Source organism: Paenarthrobacter ureafaciens (assembly GCF_004028095.1).
Taxonomy (GTDB): Bacteria; Actinomycetota; Actinomycetes; order Actinomycetales; family Micrococcaceae; genus Arthrobacter; species Arthrobacter ureafaciens.
In genome coordinates this window covers 2,509,981-2,531,153 of the sequence record NZ_SBHM01000007.1, presented here as the reverse complement: position 1 = coordinate 2,531,153, position 21,173 = coordinate 2,509,981, and the positions used below count along the sequence as shown (strand labels likewise).

20 protein-coding genes and 2 pseudogenes are annotated in these 21,173 nt (G+C 63.9%); 7 read left to right on the top strand and 15 right to left on the bottom strand.

From position 1 onward, the window contains the following. Positions 1–210 precede the first annotated feature (210 nt). The 5 genes from AUR_RS16035 to AUR_RS16015 form a co-directional block, all read right to left on the bottom strand. Positions 211–1,233, bottom strand: a complete 1,023-nt coding sequence (locus tag AUR_RS16035) for an NADP-dependent oxidoreductase (protein WP_062095672.1) — start codon at positions 1,231–1,233, stop codon at positions 211–213. After that, entirely contained in the window at positions 1,230–1,661 is a 432-nt protein-coding gene (locus AUR_RS16030; RefSeq protein WP_021471540.1) for an organic hydroperoxide resistance protein, read from the bottom strand. The genes AUR_RS16035 and AUR_RS16030 overlap by 4 nt, the downstream gene beginning before the upstream one ends. A 48-nt stretch (positions 1,662–1,709) precedes the next feature. Beyond that, positions 1,710–2,144, bottom strand: a complete 435-nt coding sequence (locus AUR_RS16025) for a MarR family winged helix-turn-helix transcriptional regulator (protein WP_031216243.1) — start codon at positions 2,142–2,144, stop codon at positions 1,710–1,712. A 122-nt stretch (positions 2,145–2,266) separates the two neighbouring features. Then, on the bottom strand, positions 2,267–3,472 hold the full coding sequence (locus AUR_RS16020; RefSeq protein ID WP_031216244.1) for an amidohydrolase: 1,206 nt from the start codon (positions 3,470–3,472) through the stop codon (positions 2,267–2,269). 121 nt (positions 3,473–3,593) lie between these two features. Continuing rightward, on the bottom strand, positions 3,594–4,727 hold the full coding sequence (locus tag AUR_RS16015) for a mannose-1-phosphate guanylyltransferase (protein ID WP_062095670.1): 1,134 nt from the start codon (positions 4,725–4,727) through the stop codon (positions 3,594–3,596). A gap of 252 nt (positions 4,728–4,979) precedes the next feature. Between AUR_RS16015 and sdhC the strand changes: the two genes are divergently transcribed. The 5 genes from sdhC to AUR_RS15990 all read left to right on the top strand — a co-directional run bounded on the left by sdhC (position 4,980) and on the right by AUR_RS15990 (position 9,403). Beyond that, the gene (gene sdhC / locus AUR_RS16010; protein ID WP_018777254.1) at positions 4,980–5,360 is read left to right on the top strand and encodes a succinate dehydrogenase, cytochrome b556 subunit; all 381 of its coding nucleotides are present in this window, start codon (positions 4,980–4,982) and stop codon (positions 5,358–5,360) included. Between the two features lie 3 nt (positions 5,361–5,363). Continuing rightward, the gene (locus AUR_RS16005; RefSeq protein WP_021471545.1) at positions 5,364–5,825 is read left to right on the top strand and encodes a succinate dehydrogenase hydrophobic membrane anchor subunit; all 462 of its coding nucleotides are present in this window, start codon (positions 5,364–5,366) and stop codon (positions 5,823–5,825) included. A gap of 90 nt (positions 5,826–5,915) precedes the next feature. Next, complete coding sequence (gene sdhA, locus AUR_RS16000) at positions 5,916–7,715, top strand: succinate dehydrogenase flavoprotein subunit (RefSeq protein WP_021471546.1); 1,800 nt, start codon at positions 5,916–5,918, stop codon at positions 7,713–7,715. Then, positions 7,715–8,497 carry a succinate dehydrogenase iron-sulfur subunit gene (locus tag AUR_RS15995; RefSeq protein ID WP_021471547.1) on the top strand — a complete coding sequence of 261 codons (783 nt, stop codon included), beginning with the start codon at positions 7,715–7,717 and terminating at the stop codon, positions 8,495–8,497. Before sdhA ends, AUR_RS15995 begins: the two co-directional genes overlap by 1 nt. A gap of 120 nt (positions 8,498–8,617) precedes the next feature. Continuing rightward, complete coding sequence (locus AUR_RS15990) at positions 8,618–9,403, top strand: alpha/beta hydrolase family protein (protein ID WP_021471548.1); 786 nt, start codon at positions 8,618–8,620, stop codon at positions 9,401–9,403. 74 nt (positions 9,404–9,477) lie between these two features. On the opposite strand, the pseudogene AUR_RS15985 reads toward AUR_RS15990, so the two are convergent. Next, positions 9,478–10,781: pseudogene (locus AUR_RS15985) on the bottom strand (ABC transporter substrate-binding protein). 113 nt (positions 10,782–10,894) lie between these two features. Between AUR_RS15985 and AUR_RS20855 the strand changes: the two are divergent. Both AUR_RS20855 and AUR_RS15980 read left to right on the top strand, forming a co-directional pair. Next, a pseudogene (locus AUR_RS20855) lies at positions 10,895–11,707 on the top strand (glycoside hydrolase family 43 protein); the annotation flags it as partial. A 102-nt stretch (positions 11,708–11,809) separates the two neighbouring features. After that, positions 11,810–13,966 (top strand): hypothetical protein, encoded by a 2,157-nt coding sequence (locus tag AUR_RS15980; RefSeq protein WP_206616281.1) that lies wholly within the window; start codon positions 11,810–11,812, stop codon positions 13,964–13,966. A 4-nt stretch (positions 13,967–13,970) separates the two neighbouring features. On the opposite strand, the gene AUR_RS20345 is transcribed toward AUR_RS15980, so the two are convergent. The 9 genes from AUR_RS20345 to AUR_RS15940 form a co-directional block, all read right to left on the bottom strand. Further along, complete coding sequence (locus AUR_RS20345; protein ID WP_164888695.1) at positions 13,971–14,123, bottom strand: glycine zipper domain-containing protein; 153 nt, start codon at positions 14,121–14,123, stop codon at positions 13,971–13,973. A gap of 19 nt (positions 14,124–14,142) precedes the next feature. Further along, positions 14,143–15,228 carry a YihY/virulence factor BrkB family protein gene (locus AUR_RS15975; protein WP_031217093.1) on the bottom strand — a complete coding sequence of 362 codons (1,086 nt, stop codon included), beginning with the start codon at positions 15,226–15,228 and terminating at the stop codon, positions 14,143–14,145. Beyond that, the gene (locus AUR_RS15970; RefSeq protein ID WP_062095668.1) at positions 15,155–15,832 is read right to left on the bottom strand and encodes a 2'-5' RNA ligase family protein; all 678 of its coding nucleotides are present in this window, start codon (positions 15,830–15,832) and stop codon (positions 15,155–15,157) included. The genes AUR_RS15975 and AUR_RS15970 overlap by 74 nt, the downstream gene beginning before the upstream one ends. Before the next feature lie 4 nt (positions 15,833–15,836). Further along, a complete protein-coding gene (gene trpS, locus AUR_RS15965; protein WP_062095666.1) occupies positions 15,837–16,946 on the bottom strand; it encodes a tryptophan--tRNA ligase in 1,110 nt (369 codons plus the stop codon). A 22-nt stretch (positions 16,947–16,968) separates the two neighbouring features. Beyond that, the gene (locus tag AUR_RS15960; protein WP_062095664.1) at positions 16,969–17,802 is read right to left on the bottom strand and encodes an exodeoxyribonuclease III; all 834 of its coding nucleotides are present in this window, start codon (positions 17,800–17,802) and stop codon (positions 16,969–16,971) included. A gap of 10 nt (positions 17,803–17,812) precedes the next feature. Next, positions 17,813–18,379 carry a hypothetical protein gene (locus AUR_RS15955; protein WP_062095662.1) on the bottom strand — a complete coding sequence of 189 codons (567 nt, stop codon included), beginning with the start codon at positions 18,377–18,379 and terminating at the stop codon, positions 17,813–17,815. A gap of 66 nt (positions 18,380–18,445) precedes the next feature. Continuing rightward, entirely contained in the window at positions 18,446–19,279 is an 834-nt protein-coding gene (locus AUR_RS15950; protein WP_021474135.1) for an ABC transporter permease, read from the bottom strand. Next, positions 19,276–20,130, bottom strand: a complete 855-nt coding sequence (locus AUR_RS15945) for an ABC transporter permease (RefSeq protein ID WP_021474134.1) — start codon at positions 20,128–20,130, stop codon at positions 19,276–19,278. Before AUR_RS15945 ends, AUR_RS15950 begins: the two co-directional genes overlap by 4 nt. Before the next feature lie 10 nt (positions 20,131–20,140). Next, a complete protein-coding gene (locus AUR_RS15940) occupies positions 20,141–21,070 on the bottom strand; it encodes an ABC transporter ATP-binding protein (protein WP_021474133.1) in 930 nt (309 codons plus the stop codon). Positions 21,071–21,173: the final 103 nt, after the last annotated feature.

Here is a 21,173-nt window from a genome sequence, read left to right as displayed (position 1 = left end):
AAGTGTTTGGCGCTACGACTGGTGGTCAATGAGTGTCCGTTTCCAAAACCCCGGGGCAGAAATTCTGTTTTCACTGATGCTTCGCAGCACTGCGCCGAAGCGCACTGATGCAACCAGACTAGTGGCGAAAAACACATGGAGGTAGCACAAAAGCAGCCTGCGGCACAGATCGTTGACTTTTTGTTACCAAGCAGTAGGGCGCCCCGCAAGTCACAGGCGGACGAGCATCTTCCCGGTGTTCGCACCCTCGAGCAGATCGATGAATGCCCCGGCCGCATTTTCCAGGCCGTCCACGATTGTCTCGTCGTAGCGGACAGTGCCGTCCGCCAGCCATGCCGCCATCTTTTCCCGGAACTCCGCCGCGTGTGCGCGCTGTCCCCCAACAAGGAAACCCCGGAGCGTCAGCTGCTTGCCGATGGCAACGGCCAGGTTCCGCGGTGCGGCAGGCGGCTCGGTTGAGTTGTACTGGGCAATGGCCCCGCACATGGCAACCCGGCCACCGACGTTCAACATTTCCAGGGCCGCTTCCAGATGGTCGCCGCCCACGTTGTCGAAGTACACATCGATACCGCGCTCCCCCGCCGCGTCGCGCAACTGATCCACCACGGGAGCGTCGTTGTAGTTGAAAGCCGCGTCGAAGCCCAATTCCAGCAGCCGCGCCACCTTCTCCGGCGATCCCGCGCTGCCGATCACCTTGCCGGCGCCCATCGCCTTGGCGATCTGCCCCACCATGGAGCCAACGGCCCCGGCAGCACCGGAGACAAAAACGACGTCGCCTTCCTTGAATTCGGCCACCTTGAGCAACCCCGCATAGGCGGTGAGGCCCGTCATGCCCAAAGCACCAAGGAACGCCGAGTCAGGCGCCAGGCCGGCAGGCACCGTGCTGGCGGCCGAGCCGTCCACCACCGCATGCTCGCGCCAACCCAGTTGATGCACGACGACGTCACCCACCTTGTGCGCGCCCGACCTGGACGCGATCACCTCACCGACCGCACCGCCGTCGAGCGCTGCATCAAGGCGGAAGGGGGCCGAGTAGGATTTCCGGTCATTCATCCTGCCGCGCATGTACGGATCCACCGACATGATCCGGTTCTCCACCAAAATCTGCCCGTCCTTGAGTTCGGGCAGGTCTGAATGGACCATCCGGAAGTTCTCCGGAGCGGGCCGGCCCTCCGGACGGGAGGCAAGGTGGATTTCCCGGGTCTGCACAGGAGCGCTTGTGGAAGTGCTCATGCGGCGAACTCCACGAGCTTGAGGTCGACCGCCATGTTGCCGCGCGTGGCATTCGAGTACGGGCAGACCTGGTGGGCCTTGGCCATGAGTTCTTCCGCCGTGGCCCGGTCCAGCGCAGGAAGTGCGATCTCGAGTTCAGCGGCGAGCCCGAACCCGTCTCCCTCGGCGAGGGGGCCGATGTGGATCCTGGCCGCCACCGCCGAATCAGTGAGGTCGGCGCGTTCCTTGCGTCCTACCAAGCGCAGGGCCGAGTGGAAGCAAGCGGCGTAGCCTGCAGCGAATAGTTGTTCAGGGTTGGTTCCCTGTCCGTTTCCGCCCAGTTCGACGGGGCTGGCGAGGGTGACATCAAGCTTGCCGTCCTTGGTGCGGGCATTGCCGTCGCGGCCTTCTCCCGAGGCCAGCGCCTCGGCTGTGTAGAGGGTCTTCATGGGTGTCTGCCTTTCTGGTTGTGGCAAATCTTTTCTTGCGAGGAAAATTCAGAGCGATTTCTGCAATGCGGCGGTGAGCTTGCCCAGGGTGGCGTGCAGCTGCCCGATTTCTGCAGGCGTGAGCCCCGCCGCGTCCGCCAGCCTTCGTGGCACATCCCCGGCCCGTTCGCTGAGCTTGGTGCCGGCGTCGGTCAGCACCACGTCCACCCGGCGCTCGTCCTCGGACGATCTGCGCCGTTCGACGAGCCCCAGGGCTTCGAGCCGCTTCAGCAGCGGCGACAGCGTGCCCGAATCCAGCCCGAGCTCGGCGCCAAGTTCGCGCACGCTGCGGGGATCGTTTTCCCACAGCACCAGCATCACGAGGTATTGCGGATAGGTCAGCCCCATTTCATCCAACACAGGGCGGTAGACCGCCGTCGCAGCCTTGGACGCCGAGTACAGCGCAAAGCAAACCTGATGACGGAGCCGGGGTGCATCACTCATGCTGAAAACGATAGTCCACAATTAAGTTGTGCACAACTCAATCTCCCCCACTTCACCCAACTGGGTCGCGTTAGTGCGCGTTTTCAGCGTTCAAAACGCGCACTACTGCTACCCAGTTGGGTCTATTGCTGCTGGTCGCGGATGGTCCGCAAGGCGGCCGCGCTCAGGACGCGGATCGCGTAGCCCAATGCCCGTTCGTCGACGATGAAATCGCCACGGTGAAGGTCATACACTTCGCCGCCCGGAGTATGCGTGCCGAGGCGCATCATGGCGCCCGGCAGGTCCGCCAGGAACCAGGCGAAATCCTCGCCACCCATGGATTGCGGGGTCAGGACCACGGCGCTCTCGCCAAGCTCTGCACGTGCAGCGGCCTCGATCAGCGCCGTCTCGTGTTCGGAGTTCACTACGGGCGGGACGCCGCGGGTGTGCTCCAAATGGACGTCAACTCCGTAAGGGGCGGCAACCTGCTTGACCACTTCGTCCAGCAGCTCGCCGGCGTCGTGCCAGGCATCGCGGTCCAGGCACCGCATGGTCCCGGCCATGTAGCCGGTACCGGGAATGGCGTTCGGGGCGGAGCCTGCCGAGATTTGGCCCCACACCACGGACACGCCGCTGCGGACGTCGACGCGGCGCGACAGGACCGCGGGGACGTTGACCGCAATTTGGGCCAGGGCGAAGACCAGGTCTTCGGTCAGGTGCGGGCGCGAAGTGTGGCCGCCGCGGCCCGTCAACTCGATCTTGATGGTGTCCGACGCCGAGGTAATGGCACCGATGCGGGTACCGATCTGCCCCACGTTGATGCGCGGATCACAGTGCAGCGCGAGGATCCTCGGCACGCCCTCCAGGACGCCTTGCTCAATACAGGACAACGCCCCGCCCGGCATGGTTTCCTCGGCAGGCTGGAAGATGATGCGCACCGATCCGCCCAGCGGGGTGTTCTTGTGCATGCGCTGCAGGACCAACGCGATGCCCAGCATGGTGGTGGTGTGGACATCGTGCCCGCAGGCATGCGTCACGCCATGGTTCTTGGAGGCGAACGGAAGCCCCGTCTCCTCGATGATCGGCAGGGCGTCGATGTCGCCGCGCAGGGCCGTTGCGATGGGCCCCTCCCCCACGTCCACGGTCAACCCCGTGCCCTCGAGCCGGCGGGGTTTCAGGCCTGCGGCCTCCAGCCGCTCGACGAGCTTGTCCGTGGTGCGGAATTCCTTGAAGGACAGTTCCGGGTGCGCGTGGAGGTCACGCCTGAATTCGATGAGTCCGGGCAGGAGCTCATCCACCCAAGGACTCACGACGGGTGTTGGCTCGGTTTCAGTCGTGTAATTGCGCACGAAACAACTCTAGCCATCCACGGCCCCCGAAGACCGAAAGCCACCTCTTGGTTACGCTGCGTTCAGTCGCAGGCAACCAAGGGTGGCTTCCGCTACGGGGTTCAAACCCCAGGAATCGGACCTAGAGGACGTCGGTATCTCCGCTGGCCTTGAGCGCATCCACTGCGCCCTTGACCCGCTGGGCGTGCTCCTTGGTGGTCACCAACAGCGCGTCCGGCGTGTCCACGATGACCACGTCCTTGATGCCGATGAGGGCGATCACCCGCTTGGTGTCGGTAACCACCACACCGCTTGCGTTCTCCGCGAAAACGCGTGCGCCTTCACCCAGGACGGTCACTTCGTCGACGTCGCCCGCGTTGTTGAGGCGGCCAATCGCGGCGAAGTCGCCGACGTCGTCCCACCGGAAGGTACCGGGCACGACGGCGACATCCCCGGCTGCCGCTGCCGGCTCAGCAACGGCGTAGTCGATGGCGATCTTGGGCAGGGTTGGCCACACACGGGACGTGACTTCCGCCCGGCGCGGTGTATCCCAAGCCTCCGCGATCTCCTGGACGCCTGCGAAGAGTTCGGGCTGGTTGGCTTCGAGGTGCTTGAGCATGAGGGCTACTGGTGCAACGAACATGCCCGCGTTCCAGACGTAGTCCCCTGCTTCCACGTATTTGCGGGCGACGTCTTCGCTGGGCTTCTCCACGAACTCGGCTACGGCCAATGCGTTCGGAGCGCCGTCCACCTTCAGGGCTTTTCCGGAGCGGATATACCCGAAGCCGGTGGAAGGGTGGGTCGGCTTGATGCCGATGGTCACGATCTTGCCCGTTGCGGCCGTGAAGATCGCTTCGCGCACGGTGTCCTGGAAGAGGTCGTCCGGGCTGATCACCTGGTCTGCGGCAAAGGAGCCCATGATGGTCTCCGGATCGCGGCGGTGCAGGATGGCGGCGGCAAGGCCGATCGCGGCACCGGAATCCTTGGGCTCGCTTTCCAGCACGAGCTCGTCATCCCCTACCTCGGGGAGTTGGCGGCACACGGCTGTACGGTGGGCTTCGCCGGTCACCACGAGGACCCGCTCACCGGCCAACGGCTCCAGGCGGTCGTACGTGGACCTCAGCAACGTGCTGCCGGATCCGGTCAGGTCATGGAGGAATTTGGGCGCGGCGGCCCGCGAAAGCGGCCACAGCCGGGTCCCCACACCGCCGGCTGGAATTACCGCATGAAAGCGGTCCAATGGCGATTCCGGAATTGTCGCGTCTTCTGTACTCACCTCAACACTTTATCCGACACGGTGCCTTGCACCCGGGCACGACGCAGATGTGGCTTTCGTCTCATGTTGTCCAAAAATCGGCGGAAATACAGGCAGGAAACGCCGGACGGCCAAGCAATGCAGCCGGTCCTGAATTGAATAAGCTGTGAGCGAAGCCTAGATTTAGGCGTGAGCTACGAGTGCTCTCGCAGCAGGCGTTCCCCCCGCGTGGATCCCATGCCAGCGCCGCTGTGTTGCAGGAAGGTTTATTCAGTGCCGACAAAACCAGCTGGCACCTTGTACCGCGGCCGTGAAGGCATGTGGTCCTGGGTTGGACACCGTATTACCGGTGTAGTGATCTTTTTCTTCTTGTTGGTCCACGTGCTGGACACCTCATTGGTGCGTGTGTCCCCGGAGGCCTACACCGCCGTCATTGGCGCTTACAAGAACCCCCTCATGGCCCTGGGTGAAACGGGCCTGGTCGCTGCGATCATCTTCCACGCCTTCAACGGCCTGCGCGTGATCGCCATCGACTTCTGGAAGAAGGGCGCAAAGTACCAGCGCCAAATGCTGTGGGTCGTACTTGCACTGTGGCTGGTTACGTTCGCAGGTTTCGCTATCCGCCACCTTTCCCTCGCGCTGGGAGGCCACTAAGCCATGACTACTATCCAGGCCCCGCGTTCGGGCAAGATCGCCCCCAAGTACAACCGCTCCGGCTCCAGCCGCGGCAACTTCGAGATGATCGCATGGCTCTTCATGCGCCTGTCCGGCGTCGTGCTGGTGGTCCTCATCTTCGGTCACCTCTTCGTGAACCTGCTGGTGGGCGAAGGCATCCATGCCATCGACTTCGGCTTCGTGGCCGGCAAGTGGGCCGATCCGTTCTGGCAGTTCTGGGATCTCGCCATGCTCTGGCTCGCGATGCTCCACGGCACCAACGGCGTCCGCACCATCATCAACGACTACGCGGAAAAGGACTCCACGCGCTTCTGGCTCAAGGGTGTCCTGTATGCCGCCACGTTCGTCATCGTCATCCTCGGCACCCTGGTGATCTTCACCTTCGACCCGTGCCCCGTAGTCGACGGTGTCCAGCTGCCGGGTGGATTCTGCCCGGCACCGTAGCGGTTCCGGCGGGCCGGTTCCAACCGGCCACCCGACCAGCGGAACAGACTCCGCCGACCATCTGAATTTTTGAAAGAGAGAGCATCTGGTATGCAGGTCCATAAGTACGACGTCGTTATTGTCGGTGCAGGTGGCGCCGGCATGCGCGCCGCGATCGAATCCGGTCAGCGTGCACGCACCGCGGTACTGACCAAGCTCTACCCCACCCGCTCGCACACAGGTGCAGCCCAGGGTGGCATGTGTGCAGCACTGGCCAACGTCGAGGAAGACAACTGGGAGTGGCACACCTTCGACACCATCAAGGGTGGCGACTACCTGGTTGACCAGGACGCAGCCGAGGTCATGGCCAAGGAAGCCATCGACGCCGTGCTGGACCTGGAAAAGATGGGCCTGCCCTTCAACCGCACGCCCGAAGGCCGGATCGACCAGCGCCGCTTCGGTGGCCACACCCGCGACCACGGCAAGGCTCCTGTCCGCCGCGCCTGCTACGCAGCAGACCGTACGGGCCACATGATCCTGCAGACGCTGTACCAAAACTGCGTCAAGCACAACGTTGAGTTCTACAACGAGTACTACGTCCTTGACCTGCTGCTGGTTGAGGAAGATGCCGTTCGCGAAGACGGCACGCCCTACAAGCAGAAGCGCGTTGCCGGCGTCGTCTCCTACGATCTCGCTTCCGGTGAGCTGCACGTCTTCCAGGCCAAGTCCGTGGTGTTCGCCTCCGGCGGCGCGGGCAAGGTCTTCAAGACCACGTCCAACGCACACACCCTGACCGGTGACGGCATGGGCATCGCATTCCGCCGCGGTATCCCCCTGGAAGACATGGAGTTCTTCCAGTTCCACCCGACCGGCCTCGCCGGCTTGGGCATCCTCCTCACCGAAGGTGCCCGCGGTGAGGGTGCCATCCTGCGTAACTCCGAGGGTGAGCGCTTCATGGAGCGTTACGCCCCCACCATCAAGGACCTTGCGCCCCGCGACATCGTGGCCCGCGCCATGGCCAACGAAGTCCGTGAAGGCCGCGGCTGCGGCCCGAACAAGGACTACGTCCTCCTTGACCTGACGCACCTTGAGCCCGCGCACATCGAAGCGAAGCTGCCGGACATTACCGAGTTCGCCCGCACCTACCTTGGTGTTGAACCGTTCACGGATCCCGTGCCGGTGTTCCCCACGGCCCACTACGCCATGGGCGGCATCCCCACGAACATCACCACCGAGGTCCTGCAGGACAACGACACCACTGTTCCCGGCCTGTACGCCGCCGGTGAAGTGGCCTGCGTTTCGGTCCACGGCTCCAACCGCCTTGGCACCAACTCGCTCCTGGACATCAACGTGTTCGGCAAGCGTGCAGGCATTGCGGCCGCGGAGTACTCCAAGACCGCGGACTTTGTTGAACTCCCGGAGAACCCGGAAGCAATGACCCGCGGAATCCTGGACAGCCTGCTCAGCGGTACCGGCACCGAGCGTGTGGCCCAGATCCGCAAGGAACTGCAGGACACCATGGATGCCAACATGCAGGTGTTCCGTACCAAGGAATCCCTGGAGCAGGTCCTCCGCGACATCGCTTCCTTCGAGGAGCGGTACAAGAACGTCACCGTTCAGGACAAGGGCAAGCGCTTCAACCTGGACCTCCTGGAAGCCGTTGAACTTGGCTTCCTGCTCGACATGGCCAAGGTCATGACTGTCGGTGCCCTGCACCGTGAGGAATCCCGTGGCGGCCACTACCGCGAGGACTTCCCGGACCGCGACGACGAGAAGTTCATGAAGCACTCCATGGCTTACCTGGACAACACCGTCACCGCCGACTCGTCTGCCGAGTCCGTTGCGGGCATCCGTCTTGAGACCAAGCCCGTTGTCTTCACCCGTTACGAGCCAATGGAGCGTAAGTACTAATGACCACCGAAATGGCGGAACCCGCTTCCAAGATCGAGCTGCCCGCAAGCGTTGCCGGCGAGGGTGAGATCCCCACGTTCCACATCACCTTGAAGGTGCGCCGCTTCGACCCCGAGATTTCGGACGAAGCCCGCTGGGACGAGTACAAGCTGACCATGTACGGCACGGACCGCGTCCTGGATGCCCTGCACAAGGTCAAGTGGGACATTGACGGAAGCCTTTCCTTCCGCCGCTCCTGCGCCCACGGTGTTTGCGGATCCGATGCCATGCGCATCAACGGCCGTAACCGCCTGGCCTGCAAGACCCTGCTGAAGGACCTGGACACGTCCAAGCCCATCATCGTGGAACCGATCAAGGGCCTTCCCGTGGAGAAGGACCTGATCGTGGACATGGAACCCTTCTTCCAGTCCTACCGCGAAGTCATGCCGTTCCTCATCAACAAGGGCCACGAACCCACCAAGGAACGCCTGCAGACCGTTGAAGACCGTGAGCGCTTCGACGACACCACCAAGTGCATCCTCTGCGCCGCCTGCACCTCCTCCTGCCCGGTCTTCTGGACCGACGGCCAGTACTTTGGTCCGGCAGCAATCGTCAACGCACACCGCTTCATCTTCGATTCCCGTGATGACGCCGGCGACATGCGCTTGGAGATCCTCAACGACAAGGAAGGCGTGTGGCGCTGCCGCACCACCTTCAACTGCTCCGAGGCATGCCCCCGCGGCATCCAGGTGACCAAGGCCATCGCCGAGGTCAAGCAGGCCATCCTGTCCCGCAAGATCTGATCCACGGTTCCCCAAGGAACACAGCGAAGAACGGCGCCGCCCACCTCCAGGTGAGCGGCGCCGTCGTCGTTAATCATCAACCGGCCACAGCGTGCCGGATCCAATCACCAAGGAGGCCGCATGTCGCGCCCAGAGAAAATCACCTTTACGGGCAGCACCGGGGACGCTTTGGCGGGCATCATCGATGTTCCGGAAGGTCCCGTCCGCGGGTGGGGCGTCTACTCCCACGGGCTGACGCTGGGCAAGGACAGCCCCGCCGCCTCCCGGATCTGCAAGGGCCTCGCGGAGCAGGGAATCGGGATGCTGCGTTTCGACAACCTCGGGTTGGGCGGCTCCGCCGGAGAGTGGTCGGCCGGTTCCTTCAGCGTGAAGGTGGCGGACACCATCCTGGCCGCTAAGTTCATGCGCGAGCAGGGCCGGGGAATCTCCCTGCTGGTGGGGCACTCCTTTGGTGGTGCGGCCGTTCTTGCCGTCGCCCGCGACGTTCCCGAGGCAAATGCGGTGGTGACGGTCGGCGCACCTTACGAGCCCAGGCACGTTGAGCACATGTTCGACGCCGAGATCGAGGCCATCCGCCGCGACGGCAGCGCAGTGGTGGACCTCGGAGGTCGTCCGATGGAGATCCGCAGGCACTTCGTGGAGGATGTGGAACGGGCCGACCTGCGCGATTGCATCCGCACCTTGCACAGGCCCCTCATGGTGATGCACTCCCCTACGGACAACACCGTGGGGATCGACAACGCCAGCGAGATTTTCCGCACGGCCCGGCATCCGCGGAGCTTCGTTTCCCTTGAAGGCAGTGAGCACCTGCTCACCGGCAAGGGCCAGGCTGCCCGGGTGGCACGGATCATCGGCGCGTGGGCGGATCCCTACGTGGAGCTGCGCGAAGAGGACCCAGCGTCCTAGGCCCCCCCCAACTGGGTCGCAGCAGAGCGCGTTCCGGACGTCCAGAACGCGCTCTGCTGCGACTTAGTTGGGTGCTACTTGCCGATGGCCGCCTTGCTTTCGGCCAGCCACTGTTCTGCGCCCTTCTCCGGGCTCAGCCGCTTGAACAGGACCTCGGTATTGATGCGGGCCGTGATCTCGGAAACGGCGGTGGAGCCTGTAGGGCCGATGTAGGTGGGTGCGAATTCCATCTTGCCGATCTGGTCGATGTAGGCCGCCTCGACCTTGCCCTGCGGCGTGAGCTGCTCCTGGATCGCGCTGCGAATGGCCGAGTTGCCGGGGACGCCCCGGTCGCTCTGGATGATCTTGCCCGCGGCCTCGTTGTTGACCAGGAAGTTCACCAGCTTGGCTGCGGCGTCGGTGTGCTTGCTGCGGGCGGAGATGGTGTAGAACTGCGAGGACTGGAGCCAGATGCCCGGCGTGGGGGTTTCGCCCGGGAGTTTGAGCAGCTTCAGTTCGGCACCGGAGGCCTTGCTGAGGGCAGAGAGCGAATTGCTCCAAGTCAGCATCATGCCGGCCTTGCCCATGCCCATAAGGGTCTGCTCGGTGCTGACGTTCAGTTTTTCCACTGTCTCGGAGGCGCTGGGGGCAGCGCCCGATTCGCTGAGCTTCAGTGAGTAGTCGAAGTAGGCCTGCACTGTGTCCTTTTCCAGGCCCAGCTGACCGTCCTGCGTATACAGGGACTGACCGCGCTGGCGTGCGAAGGCGTCCAGGGAGTCATGGGTCAGAACGGTCGCAGTGCCGTACGTTCCCTTGGGACTCTTTTCAGTAACTTCCTTGGCGATTTTGGCGAAGTCGTCCCAGCTCCAGGTGTTGTCGTCCGGCATTTCGACGCCGGCGGCCTGGAAGACAGCAGGGTTGACCACGATCGCCAGGGCGTTGGCGCCCGTGGACACACCGTATTGGGTACCCTTCACCTGACCGTTTTCCACGGCGCCCTGGTCCAGCTTGGAGAGATCAAGCGACCCGCTGACTTTCGACAGGTCCAGGAGGGCGCCGCGGTTGGCGTACTCGGCGGGGTAGGCTCCACCCATGGTAATGACGTCCGGAGCGTCATTGGCTGCGACTTGGGTGGCCAGCTTGTCGAAGTAGCCGTTGATGTCGCCATACTCGGGTTTTACTTTGATGTTCGGGTTGGCGGCCTCGAACTCCGCGATTGCCTTGTTGGTCAGCTCGGCCCTTGATGCGTTGCCCCCCAGGAGAACCTGATCTCCACCGGACCATCCTCGGGCTGGTTGTTGCTGCCGCCGCCGGCACAGCCCGTGGCCAGGCCGGCAAGGCCCATGGCCACGACAAAGGCCATTGTTTTTCGGACACTCAGTACAGGTTTACGCACCATTGGGTAAGCTTCCTTTACGCTCAGAAAACGGTTCCTGAAACGTATCAACTACGATAGAGTGCGTCAATAGTTCCCGCTGTTAACTATTTCGCCGACGCCCCGGAGGCTCTCCCTTGACCAAGCTGGCAGACATCCAAATCCGTGACCCGTTCCTCCTCACACTGCCCGACGACGCCGGGTATTTGCTCTTCGGCAGCACGGACAAGAACATCTGGTCCGGTCCTGCCACAGGGTTCGACTGCTACCGCAGCAGCGACCTTGAGGATTGGGAGGGGCCCATCCCCGCGTTCCGGCCCTCCCCCGGATTCTGGAGCAAGGAGCAATACTGGGCCCCTGAAGTGCATGGCTACCAAGGCCGCTACTTCATGTTCGCCACGTTCACCGCACCTGGACACTGCCGCGGGACCCAGATCCTTTCCGCCGAGTCACCGGAAGGTCCCTACACTCCCTGGAGCGACGGACCCGTGACTCCCCGGGACTGGGAATGCCTGGACGGAACCCTGCATATCGACGCGGGAGGAACGCCCTGGTTGGTCTTCTGCCATGAATGGAAGCAGGTCAATGACGGCACCATTGTTGCCCATCAGTTGAGCCACGATCTGCGGACAACCGTGGGTGAACCGACTGTCCTGTTCGCCGCCTCCGAGGCCCCTTGGTCCCGCGCGCTGGATGTGCCCGCAGTAGCTGACCGGGAAGCCCCCGTCTACGTGACCGACGGTCCTTTCCTCCACCGGATGGCCAATGGCAAGCTGATCATGTTGTGGTCCGGTTTCGGGGATCACGGTTACGCCATGGGAATCGCACGCAGTGCATCAGGCACCGTCCTGGGTCCGTGGGTACAGGAGCCCGAACCTATCTGGGGCAGGGACGGCGGCCACGGCATGATTGCCCGGAAACTCGATGGCGGGCTCATCCTGACGCTCCACCAGCCCAACCAGAGTCCCCACGAGCGGGCCGCATTCTTCGCCCTCCGGGAGACCGAGGACTCGGTGGTCCTGGACGTTCCCTGCCCGGGCGCAGGGAATCTCATCGACCGTGAGGACCTGGTACGCCGCCACAACGTCACGCAGCAGGAGCTCGATCCACGCAGCCCCGTTTCCGTTGGCAATGGCGAGTTCGCGTTCACCATGGACTTGACGGGCCTCCAGACGTTGCCCGGCTGCTACCCCGTGGGAGCCCGCGGCGAGCTTCCAGCAGGCACCCTGCTGGGCACGCAAGCCCAGTGGGGATGGCATTCCGTCCCACCTGCATCACCCCACGATTTGGCCGGATCCACCGTGCTCTATGACTCCCCGCGGGGCCCGGTGCCCTACGTCGACATGGTGGGAGACATCGTCAATGACCGGGAAACCGGGACGTCCGCCGCGGAGACATGGCTCCGGGCAAACCCGCACCGGCTGGACCTGGGACGCATCGGATTCCGGATGGTCCGTGACGGGCTGGATCGCGGCATCACCCCCGAGGACATCACGCAGGCCACGCAAACGCTGGACCTGTGGTCCGGAACTGTGACCAGCACCTTCACGCTGGCAGGCCAGCAGGTCAAAGTCACGACGGCGTGCCACCCCTCCCGCGACGAGCTCGGCTTCCGCGTCGAGTCACCCGCGTTGGGCTCAGGCCTGGTGGTGGGCATCGACTTTCCTTACGGGTCTGAATCATGGCATGACGCCGCGGACTGGTCCAAGCCCGGGGCACACAGCACGGTGTTGGACGGACAGTGGGTAGCGCACAGGGAACTGGACGATTCGCGCTACGACGTCGCCATCGCCGGAGAAGAACTGGTGGTGGAGCAGACCGGGCTGCACTCGCTTCGTATCGCGCCGCAAAGCCAGAGCACGGTCCTCGATTTTTCCCTCACTTTCACCCCGGGTGAAGGCGGTGACTGCACCCCGCGGGGCAACAACCATCACAGCGGCGCAGCACCCGCTGAAGGCTTCGACGCCGACCCGGCCTCCGGCGTCGTACCTTCTTCCGACGGCGCCGGAAGTCGGGTAGCGGCGGCTGCGGCCGCCCATTGGCCCCGCTTCTGGACGTCCGGCGGGGCAATCGAACTGAACGCCACGAACGATCCGAGCGCGAAGGAGCTGGAACGGCGGATTGTCCTTTCCCAGTACGTGACCGCCATCAACTGTGCGGGCTCGTTGCCGCCGCAGGAAACCGGGCTGGTCTGTAACTCCTGGCGGGGCCGCTTCCATCTGGAGATGCACTGGTGGCATGCTGCGCATTTTGCGCTCTGGAACCGCACGGAACTGCTGCTGCCGTCGTTGAGATGGTATTCGTCCATCCTGGAGGCCTCGCGGCAGACAGCCAAACAACAAGGCTTTGAGGGTGTCCGCTGGCCGAAGCAGGTGGGACCGGACGGGCGCGAGAGCCCCAGCACGATCGGCACCTTCCTGATCTGGCAGCAACCACATCCCATCTACCTGGCCGAACTCGCCTACCGCGCCACTCCGGATCGTGAGGTTCTGGAGGAATTCGCCGGGATTGTGTTCGAGTCCGCGGCATTCATGGCCAGCTTCGCCCACCCCACGGGGCGAGGCTTCGAGCTGGGTCCGCCGCTGGTTCCGGCGCAGGAAAGCTATGGGTTCATGCGCGGTGAGGTCAGCAACCCCACTTTCGAGCTCGCCTACTGGCAATGGGCGCTGCGAGTCGCTGCCCAATGGCGGGAAAGGCTGGGCATTGACCCGGTTCCCCTATGGGAAGAAGTGGCTGACAATTTGGTCACGCCGCACGTGACCGACGGCGTCTATGCAGCCATTGACGTGGAACCCTTCACCATCCGGACCGACCATCCCTCGATGCTCTGCGCCCTGGGCGTACTGCCCCGCACCGGGCTCATCGATCCGGCCATCATGAAAGCCACCCTCGCCGACGTCCTGGCGGAATGGGACTGGGCCAGCACCTGGGGTTGGGACTACCCGGTGATGGCGATGACGGCAGCGCGGCTCGAAGACCCCGAGGCCGCCGTCGACGCACTCCTCATGACCGCCGGCAAAAACACTGTCCTGGCCAACGGACACAACCGCCAGACCGATTCCTTGCCCTTGTACCTTCCCGGCAACGGCGGCCTGTTGGCGGCAGTGGCGCTCATGGCTGCGGGGTGGGACAACGGTCCGGCCCGGCATGCGCCAGGTTTCCCTGCGGACTGGACCGTAAAGTGGGAGGGACTGGTGCAGGCACCGTAGGCACTTACTCCCGCTTGGACCCGAGCGAGGCGCCCACCAAAGCCCCCAAGCCCACCCCGACCAGGATGCCCACGAACGGGGAATTGAACACGAGCTGGCCAATCACCAGCCCGGCCGCAGCTCCGATCAGGCAAGCAATCCACAACTGGTTGTTCATGGCGGGGCTCCGGGCTCGGTCAGGTCTGGGGAGTTGCGCGCCGGGCACCGAGGAACCGCTTGCGTGGCTCCTCCCCGGCCTGGGCGTCGGCTTCGCGGACGGCTGACCAGGACGCGGAGATGAGATACACCTGGCTGACCAGGTTGAACCAGATCAACAAGCCGATGATGATGGCGAACGATGCAAGGACGGGGTTGTTTCCGGCACGCGCAAGGAGTTCGGTGCTGAAGAGCTGGAGCACCGTAGTACCGGCGCCTGCCAGGAGCACCCCTTCCACGAACGCGCGGCGCCCCAGCTCAAGGCCGCCCGCGACCCGGAACAGGACTGCCGCCGTCGTGCAGTTCAACAGCAGCGGAACAACGATCTTGACCACTGCGGCAATGGGACCGGCCACCGCCTCATCCAGGCGCAACAGTTCGAAGAACCAGTCCGCCGCAGTGCCGAAGACGAGCGACGCTCCGGCGCTGACCACCAGGATGACTCCGAGAAGCAACAGCGTTCCGGCATCGACGAGCTTCTGCAGGAGGGCATTGCGCTGCAACGGGCCTTCCTCCATGACCCCGCGCAGCCCTTCCCGGACGCTGGCGATCCAGCCGAGCGAGGTGAAGATGGTGACCACCGCGGCGATCAGGGCAGTCCAGCCGAGGCCGGAGGGATTCAGGAGGGTCTGCGGATCCACCAGGCCCTCCCCGCCGTTCACTTGAAGGAGGCCGGGAGCAGCGGAGGCGACGCTGCGGATGACTGCGTCCTCAAGCACGGGATTGCCGCCCAGTACGATGCCGGCAACCGCGAAGCCGGTGGTCAGGAGGCCCGTGACGGAGAAGAACATGTTGAAACCGATGCCTGCACTGAGCAACGGCCCATGCTGCCGCGTGTAGTGCTGAAAGGAACGCATGCCGCGGTTGGTGTTCAGGCGGGCCAGGACGAGGGCGAAGAATGCGCCGGCCTTCCGGGGCAGGCCGTCCCCGGCCCGTTTGCTTTTGCCCCAGTCCTGACGCTTGTGGAGAAGTTCGAGCCTTAGCTTGGCGAGCTCAGTTGGAAGCGGCGGACTGTCCGCTTGAGGACGAGGGTTCCGCCTGCTGTGCTTCGTCAGTGTCGCCGCCAAAGTCGAGCTCTTCCCGTAGCTGCCATATTCCGTTGGTGTCGTGCTCGTAAAGTCCCATGCTAACCACAGGGAAGGTGGCCCGGTAATCACTGAGGACCGTTTCGGCCTCATCAAGATTTTCCTGGGCTACATCGTGAGCCACCGTGACATGCGGGTGGTAGGGGAAGGGGAGGCGCCGTTCAAGGGGGCCGCTCTGGAGCTTCTCGTGCAACTGCACGCACTCCTCAAAACCCTGTTCCACGTTGACGAACACTACCGGCGACACCGGACGGAACGAGCCGGTTCCGGAGATTGTGATGGTGAAGGGCGCTTGGGTGCGGGCGACTTCACGGACATGGTCCCTCGTGGCTTCCCAGTCGGAAGTAGGGGTGGTGGTGATGAGGGTGATGTGGGCGGGAATCACCTCGGCCATGGGATCGCCGAAGGAAGCCCGCCATTCCTGGAGCTCCTTGGCGATCTCCGGCGGGAAGCCAAGGATGACGCCAACACACATGGCGCCACCGGCACCGCAATCGGTGCCGGTGACTTCCGGCTGGCGGGCATCGTCCGGACCGTCGCCCTGCTGGGGGTCGGTCGTGACGTTGAGCTGGCCGGCGGCGCACATGGACTTAGCGGACTCCCTGCTCGCTGAGGTTTGCGGTGCCGCGGTACGGGAGGAATCCGACCTTGGAGTAGACATCTGCCAGGGTGACCGAGGCGATCTCGCGTGCCTTGTCCGCCCCGTGGGCCAGCAGGCGGTCAAGCTCGGCAGGATCGGCCAGGAGCTCGCTGGCGCGTTCGCGAATGGGAGCCAGGTGGCCGGAAACCAGTTCCGCGAGGTCCACCTTCAGGTGCCCGTACATCTTGCCCTGGTAGTCCGCCACGATCTTCTCCACCGGGGTACCGCTGATGGCTGAGTAGATGGTCAGGAGGTTGGAAACGCCCGGCTTGTTCTCCCGGTCATAGCGGATCTCGGTCTCGGCGTCCGTCACCGCGGACTTGATCCGCTTGGCCACGGTCTTGGGGTCATCCAGGAGGTTGATGAGCCCGGCAGGCGACTCGGCCGACTTGGACATCTTGGCGGTGGGGTTCTGGAGATCGTAGATCTTGGCCGATTCTTTCTGGATGAAGGCCTCGGGCACCTGGAAAGTCAGGCCGAACCGGCTGTTGAAGCGGTTGGCCAGGTCACGGCTGAGCTCTACGTGCTGCCGCTGGTCTTCGCCCACCGGAACGCCGTGCGGTTGGTACAAGAGGATGTCGGCAGCCTGGAGGATGGGGTAGGTGAACAGGCCGACGCTCGCGTGGTCAGAGCCCTGCTTCTGTGCCTTGTCCTTGAACTGCGTCATCCGGCCGGCCTCGCCCATACCGGTGATGCAGTTCAGCACCCAGGCGAGCTGGGCGTGTTCGGGAACCTGCGACTGGACAAAGAGGGTGCATTTCTCCACGTCCACTCCCCCGGCGATGTACTGGGCAGCGGTGACGCGGGTGCGGTGCGCAAGCTCTGCGGGGTCCTGCGGGACCGTGATGGCGTGGAGGTCCGGAATGAAGAAGACGGCGTCGTACTCATCCTGCATCCGGACCCAGTTGACCAGCGCGCCCAAGTAGTTGCCGAGGTGCAGCGAATCGGCCGAAGGCTGCATGCCGGAAAGGACGCGGTGCTTGGCGCCTGTGGCAGGCTGGGCGGGGTTTGCGGGGCTGCCGGCCGGGAGGACGGCAGCGTCTGTTTCAGCAGTAGTCATGGGGTAGGAACTTTCGTCAAGCTTAGAGCCGGTAGTCAACAACCAGCGGTGCGTGGTCAGAGAAGCGGGTGTCCCACGAGGGTGCCCGGTCCACTACTGCCGAGAAAGCGGCTGCAGCGAGGGCCGGGGTAGCCAGGTGGTAGTCGATGCGCCAGCCTGTGTCAGTGTCAAAGGCTTTTCCGCGCTGGGACCACCACGTGTAGGGGCCGGCGACATCTCCTGCCAGGCCCCTGTGAACATCCCTCCATCCGATCTCTTCACCGAAGAAGCGGTCAAAGTAGGCCCGTTCCTCCGGGAGGAAGCCGGCACGCTTGACGTTGCCCTTCCAGTTCTTGATGTCCAGCTCGGTGTGGCCGACGTTGAGGTCACCGACAACCAGCGCGTGATCGCTGTGCTTTGCCAGCTCGGGCAGGCGGGTGGTCATTGCGTCCAGGAAGCGGTACTTGTCATCCTGCTTGGGCGTTCCGGCCTCACCGGAATGCACGTAGGCGCTGACGGCCGTGAGCGTGGTGGCTTGACCGGCGGCATTTGTCAGGAGGAAGTCCGCTTCGACCCATCGCCCGGATTGGTCGAAGTACTCATCGCCGTTGCCGACGCGCGTGGCTGTGGGCTCCTGGCGGGAAGCGATGGCGACGCCCGCCCGGCCCTTGGCCTCGGCTTCCGCGTGCAGGATGTGCCAGCCTTCACCGATCAACGAATTGACGATCTGGTCAGGAGCACGGACTTCCTGCAAGCAAAGGATGTCCACGTCGCGCGGCTCCAGCCACTCCGCCATGCCCTTTTTGTAGGCAGCCCTGAGGCCATTGACGTTGACCGATGCGATGCGAAGGAAATCCTTCTTCAATGCCGTACTCACCCGCTCTACTCTAGTCGATGATGGTTCCGGCCACCGGTTCGTCCGAGTCTCCGGAGGACTTGATCATGTCCCGTGCATTGGTGGACGTAATGGCGATGGATTCGAGTGCGCGGTTGATGGTGTCCTGGTTCGCGGCAGCACCCTTGGCGCGCTCCTCTTCCACTACCCGGACCTGCACCTGGACAATCTTGAACGAGTGGTCCAGCTTCAAGTCGCGGACATCATCGGCCTGCGAGCGTTCAGCCACCACCCGGGTGCCGCCGTTGTCTGCAACGGACGACGACGGCGCGCGGCCGGTTGCCGCGGCGAACGCATTCTGGGCCTCCGTCAGCTTGGCCCCGGCGCGCTTCGCGGCGCGCTGGATGCTGAAGACCACGAATGTTGCGAGCGCCAACCATCCAGCGGAGACCACGGCAACGACCCAGCCCACGACGTCATTCTGGTTGGCCGCGAAAAGCACAGCCACCAGGAAGGCGATGATGACGACGGTCATTCCCAGGCCGCCTATGCGGAAGCCCTTGAAGGGTCCCCGGGCGGATGCGGACGTGGTTGGGTGGGGGTCACCGAGAGATTGCATGGTGCAATTGTCTCAAATGCCCGGAGGTGCCTGCGCCGCCTTCCACGCACGGCGAACATCGACGGGTTATTTGAGGAACAGTTGGCGCAGCCGTCCCGTGGTGAGCATGATGCCGAGGACGATCATCACCAGGTAGTACGCCACGTGGATGGCCGTGGCCGGGCTGAAGGATCCCGCGCTGATCTGGCGCAGCAGCTCAACCCCGTGCCACAGGGGCATGGCCTGGATAAACCACTGGATGGGCTGCGGGTAGACGCTCAACGGGTAGAACGTGGCGCTGAAGAGGAACATGGGCAGGAGGAAGAAGTTGATCCAGTCCATCTGCTGGAAGGTCTTCATGAAGCTGGTGATCCCCATGCCGAAGCTCGCGAAGCCGAACGCAATCAGTACCGATGCCGGGATCACCAGGATTGCCCACCACGTAGTCAGCAGTCCCATGACGCCCATGACCGCGGTGAAGCCCGTGGCGTAGAGGAGTCCGCGCAGCAAAGCCAGGAAAATCTCGCCCATGGCAACATCCAGCGGACCGAGGGAGGTGTAGAGCATGCCCTGGTACAGCTTGGCGAAGTTCATCTTGAAGAACACGTTCCACGTGGAATCGTAGATCGCTCCGTTCATGGCCGAGACCGCCAGGAGCGCCGGGGCGATGTAGGCCGCATAGCTGATTTCCGTACCGCCGGGGCCCTCGACCGTGCCGACGATCGACCCCATCCCCACGCCCATGGCCAGCAGGAACAGGACGGGTTCGAAGAATCCGGAGAGCAGGACCAGCCAGGTGCTGGATTTCGCGGCCATGAGTCCCCTGGCCACAACGGCCTTGGCGTTGCGCGAATACAGGGGCCCGAACTTGCGTTCGCGGGCGAGGTCCGTAGCGCTGTGCCCGCCGGTGAGGATGCTCATGAGCCCATCCTTTTGACGAAGCGGCGCCGGGTCAGGATGAAGCCCGCCGTCGCCGTGGCCAGGAGGTACAGAACGTGCACGAGTGTCAGCAAGGGATTTTCCTCCATGCCATAGGTGAAGACGCGCCCCAGTTCCGTCCCGTGCCATACCGGGGAAATCCAGCCGATCCACCGTACTGCCAAGGGCAAGGTATCCAGCGGGAAGAACGTTCCGGAGAAGAGGAACAGCGGCATGACGATGAACCTCTGCACCAGGGCGAACTGCCCCTTGTCCTGCGTGATGCTGGCGGCATAGGCCATCAGCGGGAGTCCGAACGACAACGCGGCCAGTGTGGCTACCAGTGCCGACACCCACCCCCACGCTCCCGGGGATGCGCCGAACATCGCAACCACGGCAAAGTACACCACCGATTGCAGCAGGAACCTGAGGCTGCTGGCTATGATGTGGCCCGTGGCGATCTGCTCCGGGACCAGCGGCGAGGCATGCGGGCCGAAAAAGACCCGCCGCCACTTGAAGCCATCCATGATCGGGTAGGAGAACTCCCCGGACGCCGTCATCACAGCGGCTGACACCAGGAGCGCCGGCGCCACGAACTGCAGGTAGCTGACGCCGCCGAACACGGAATCGCTGTTGGCATCCACCAGGCTGGCCAAGCCAACACCCATCGCGAAGAGATAGGCCACGGGTTGCCCCACGCTGTACAAGACAACTGACCAGCCATAGTTCCGCATGACGCGGAGCACCTGTTCGGCGTAGAAGAACGAACCCCACTTCCGCGCCCTGGCCGCCGAGACGGCAGGCGGGTGAGCCCGCAGCGGAGGAACCGGCGTCGTTGGTTTGCTTCCCGCCATCCCGTCCCCGCTAGTCAACGAGGCTCCGGCCCGTCAGCCGAAGGAACACGTCCTCCAGGGACGAGCGGCGTACCAGCGATGTCAACGGGCGCAGCCCCCGTGCCGACACCTGTTCCAGCGCGGCCTCGCCGTCGTGGGTGTAGATGAGCACGCGGTCCGGCAGCGTTTCCAGCCGGTCGCCGATGCCTTCAAGCTCGACGCCGATTGTCCCGTTGCGCTCGGACCCGAACCTGAGCTCGAGTACTTCGCGGGAGGAATGTTCGCGGATGAGGGTTGCCGGGGACCCTTCGGCCATGATCCGCCCCTTGTCCACAACGATCAGCCGATCGCACAACTGTTCGGCCTCGTCCATGTAATGGGTGGTGAGGATCAGGGTGACGCCGCTTTCCTTGAGCCGGAACAGCCGGTCCCACAGGATGTGGCGCGCTTGCGGGTCGAGTCCTGTGGTGGGCTCATCCAGCAGCAGGATGCGCGGTTCGTTGATGAGCGAACGCGCGATGGTGAGCCTGCGCTTCATCCCGCCGGACAGCGCATCCACCTTGGAGTTGGCTTTGTCCGTCAGCTGGGCGAACTCCAGGAGCTCATCGGCTTTGGGCCTGAGGTAGCTGAGCGGGAGTCCGAAGTACCGCCCGTAAACGATCAGGTTCTCGCGGACCTTCAGCTCTTCGTCAAGGTTGTCCTGTTGCGGAACCACGCCCAGGTGCGCCCGGACCTCCGGGCCGTGTGTCTCCGGGTCCAGGCCCATGATGTCCAGCGCGCCGGAAGTCCGCTGCGAGACCCCGCCGATCATCTTCATGGTGGTGGACTTGCCTGCACCGTTGGGGCCCAGCAGGCCGAAGGACTCCCCCGCGGGCACATCAAAGGAGATGTTGTCCACGGCAATCAGCTCACCGTAGGTCTTGGTGAGGTTGCGGGCGCTGATGACTGTTGGCGGATTCATGTCTGGACGGGCCTGCGACGGCGCAGGACGCGTGGCTTCATTGTGCACCCTCAGCAGACTAGTAGCGCCGGGGAATATGTGAAAGAGATGTTCCGCAAATCGT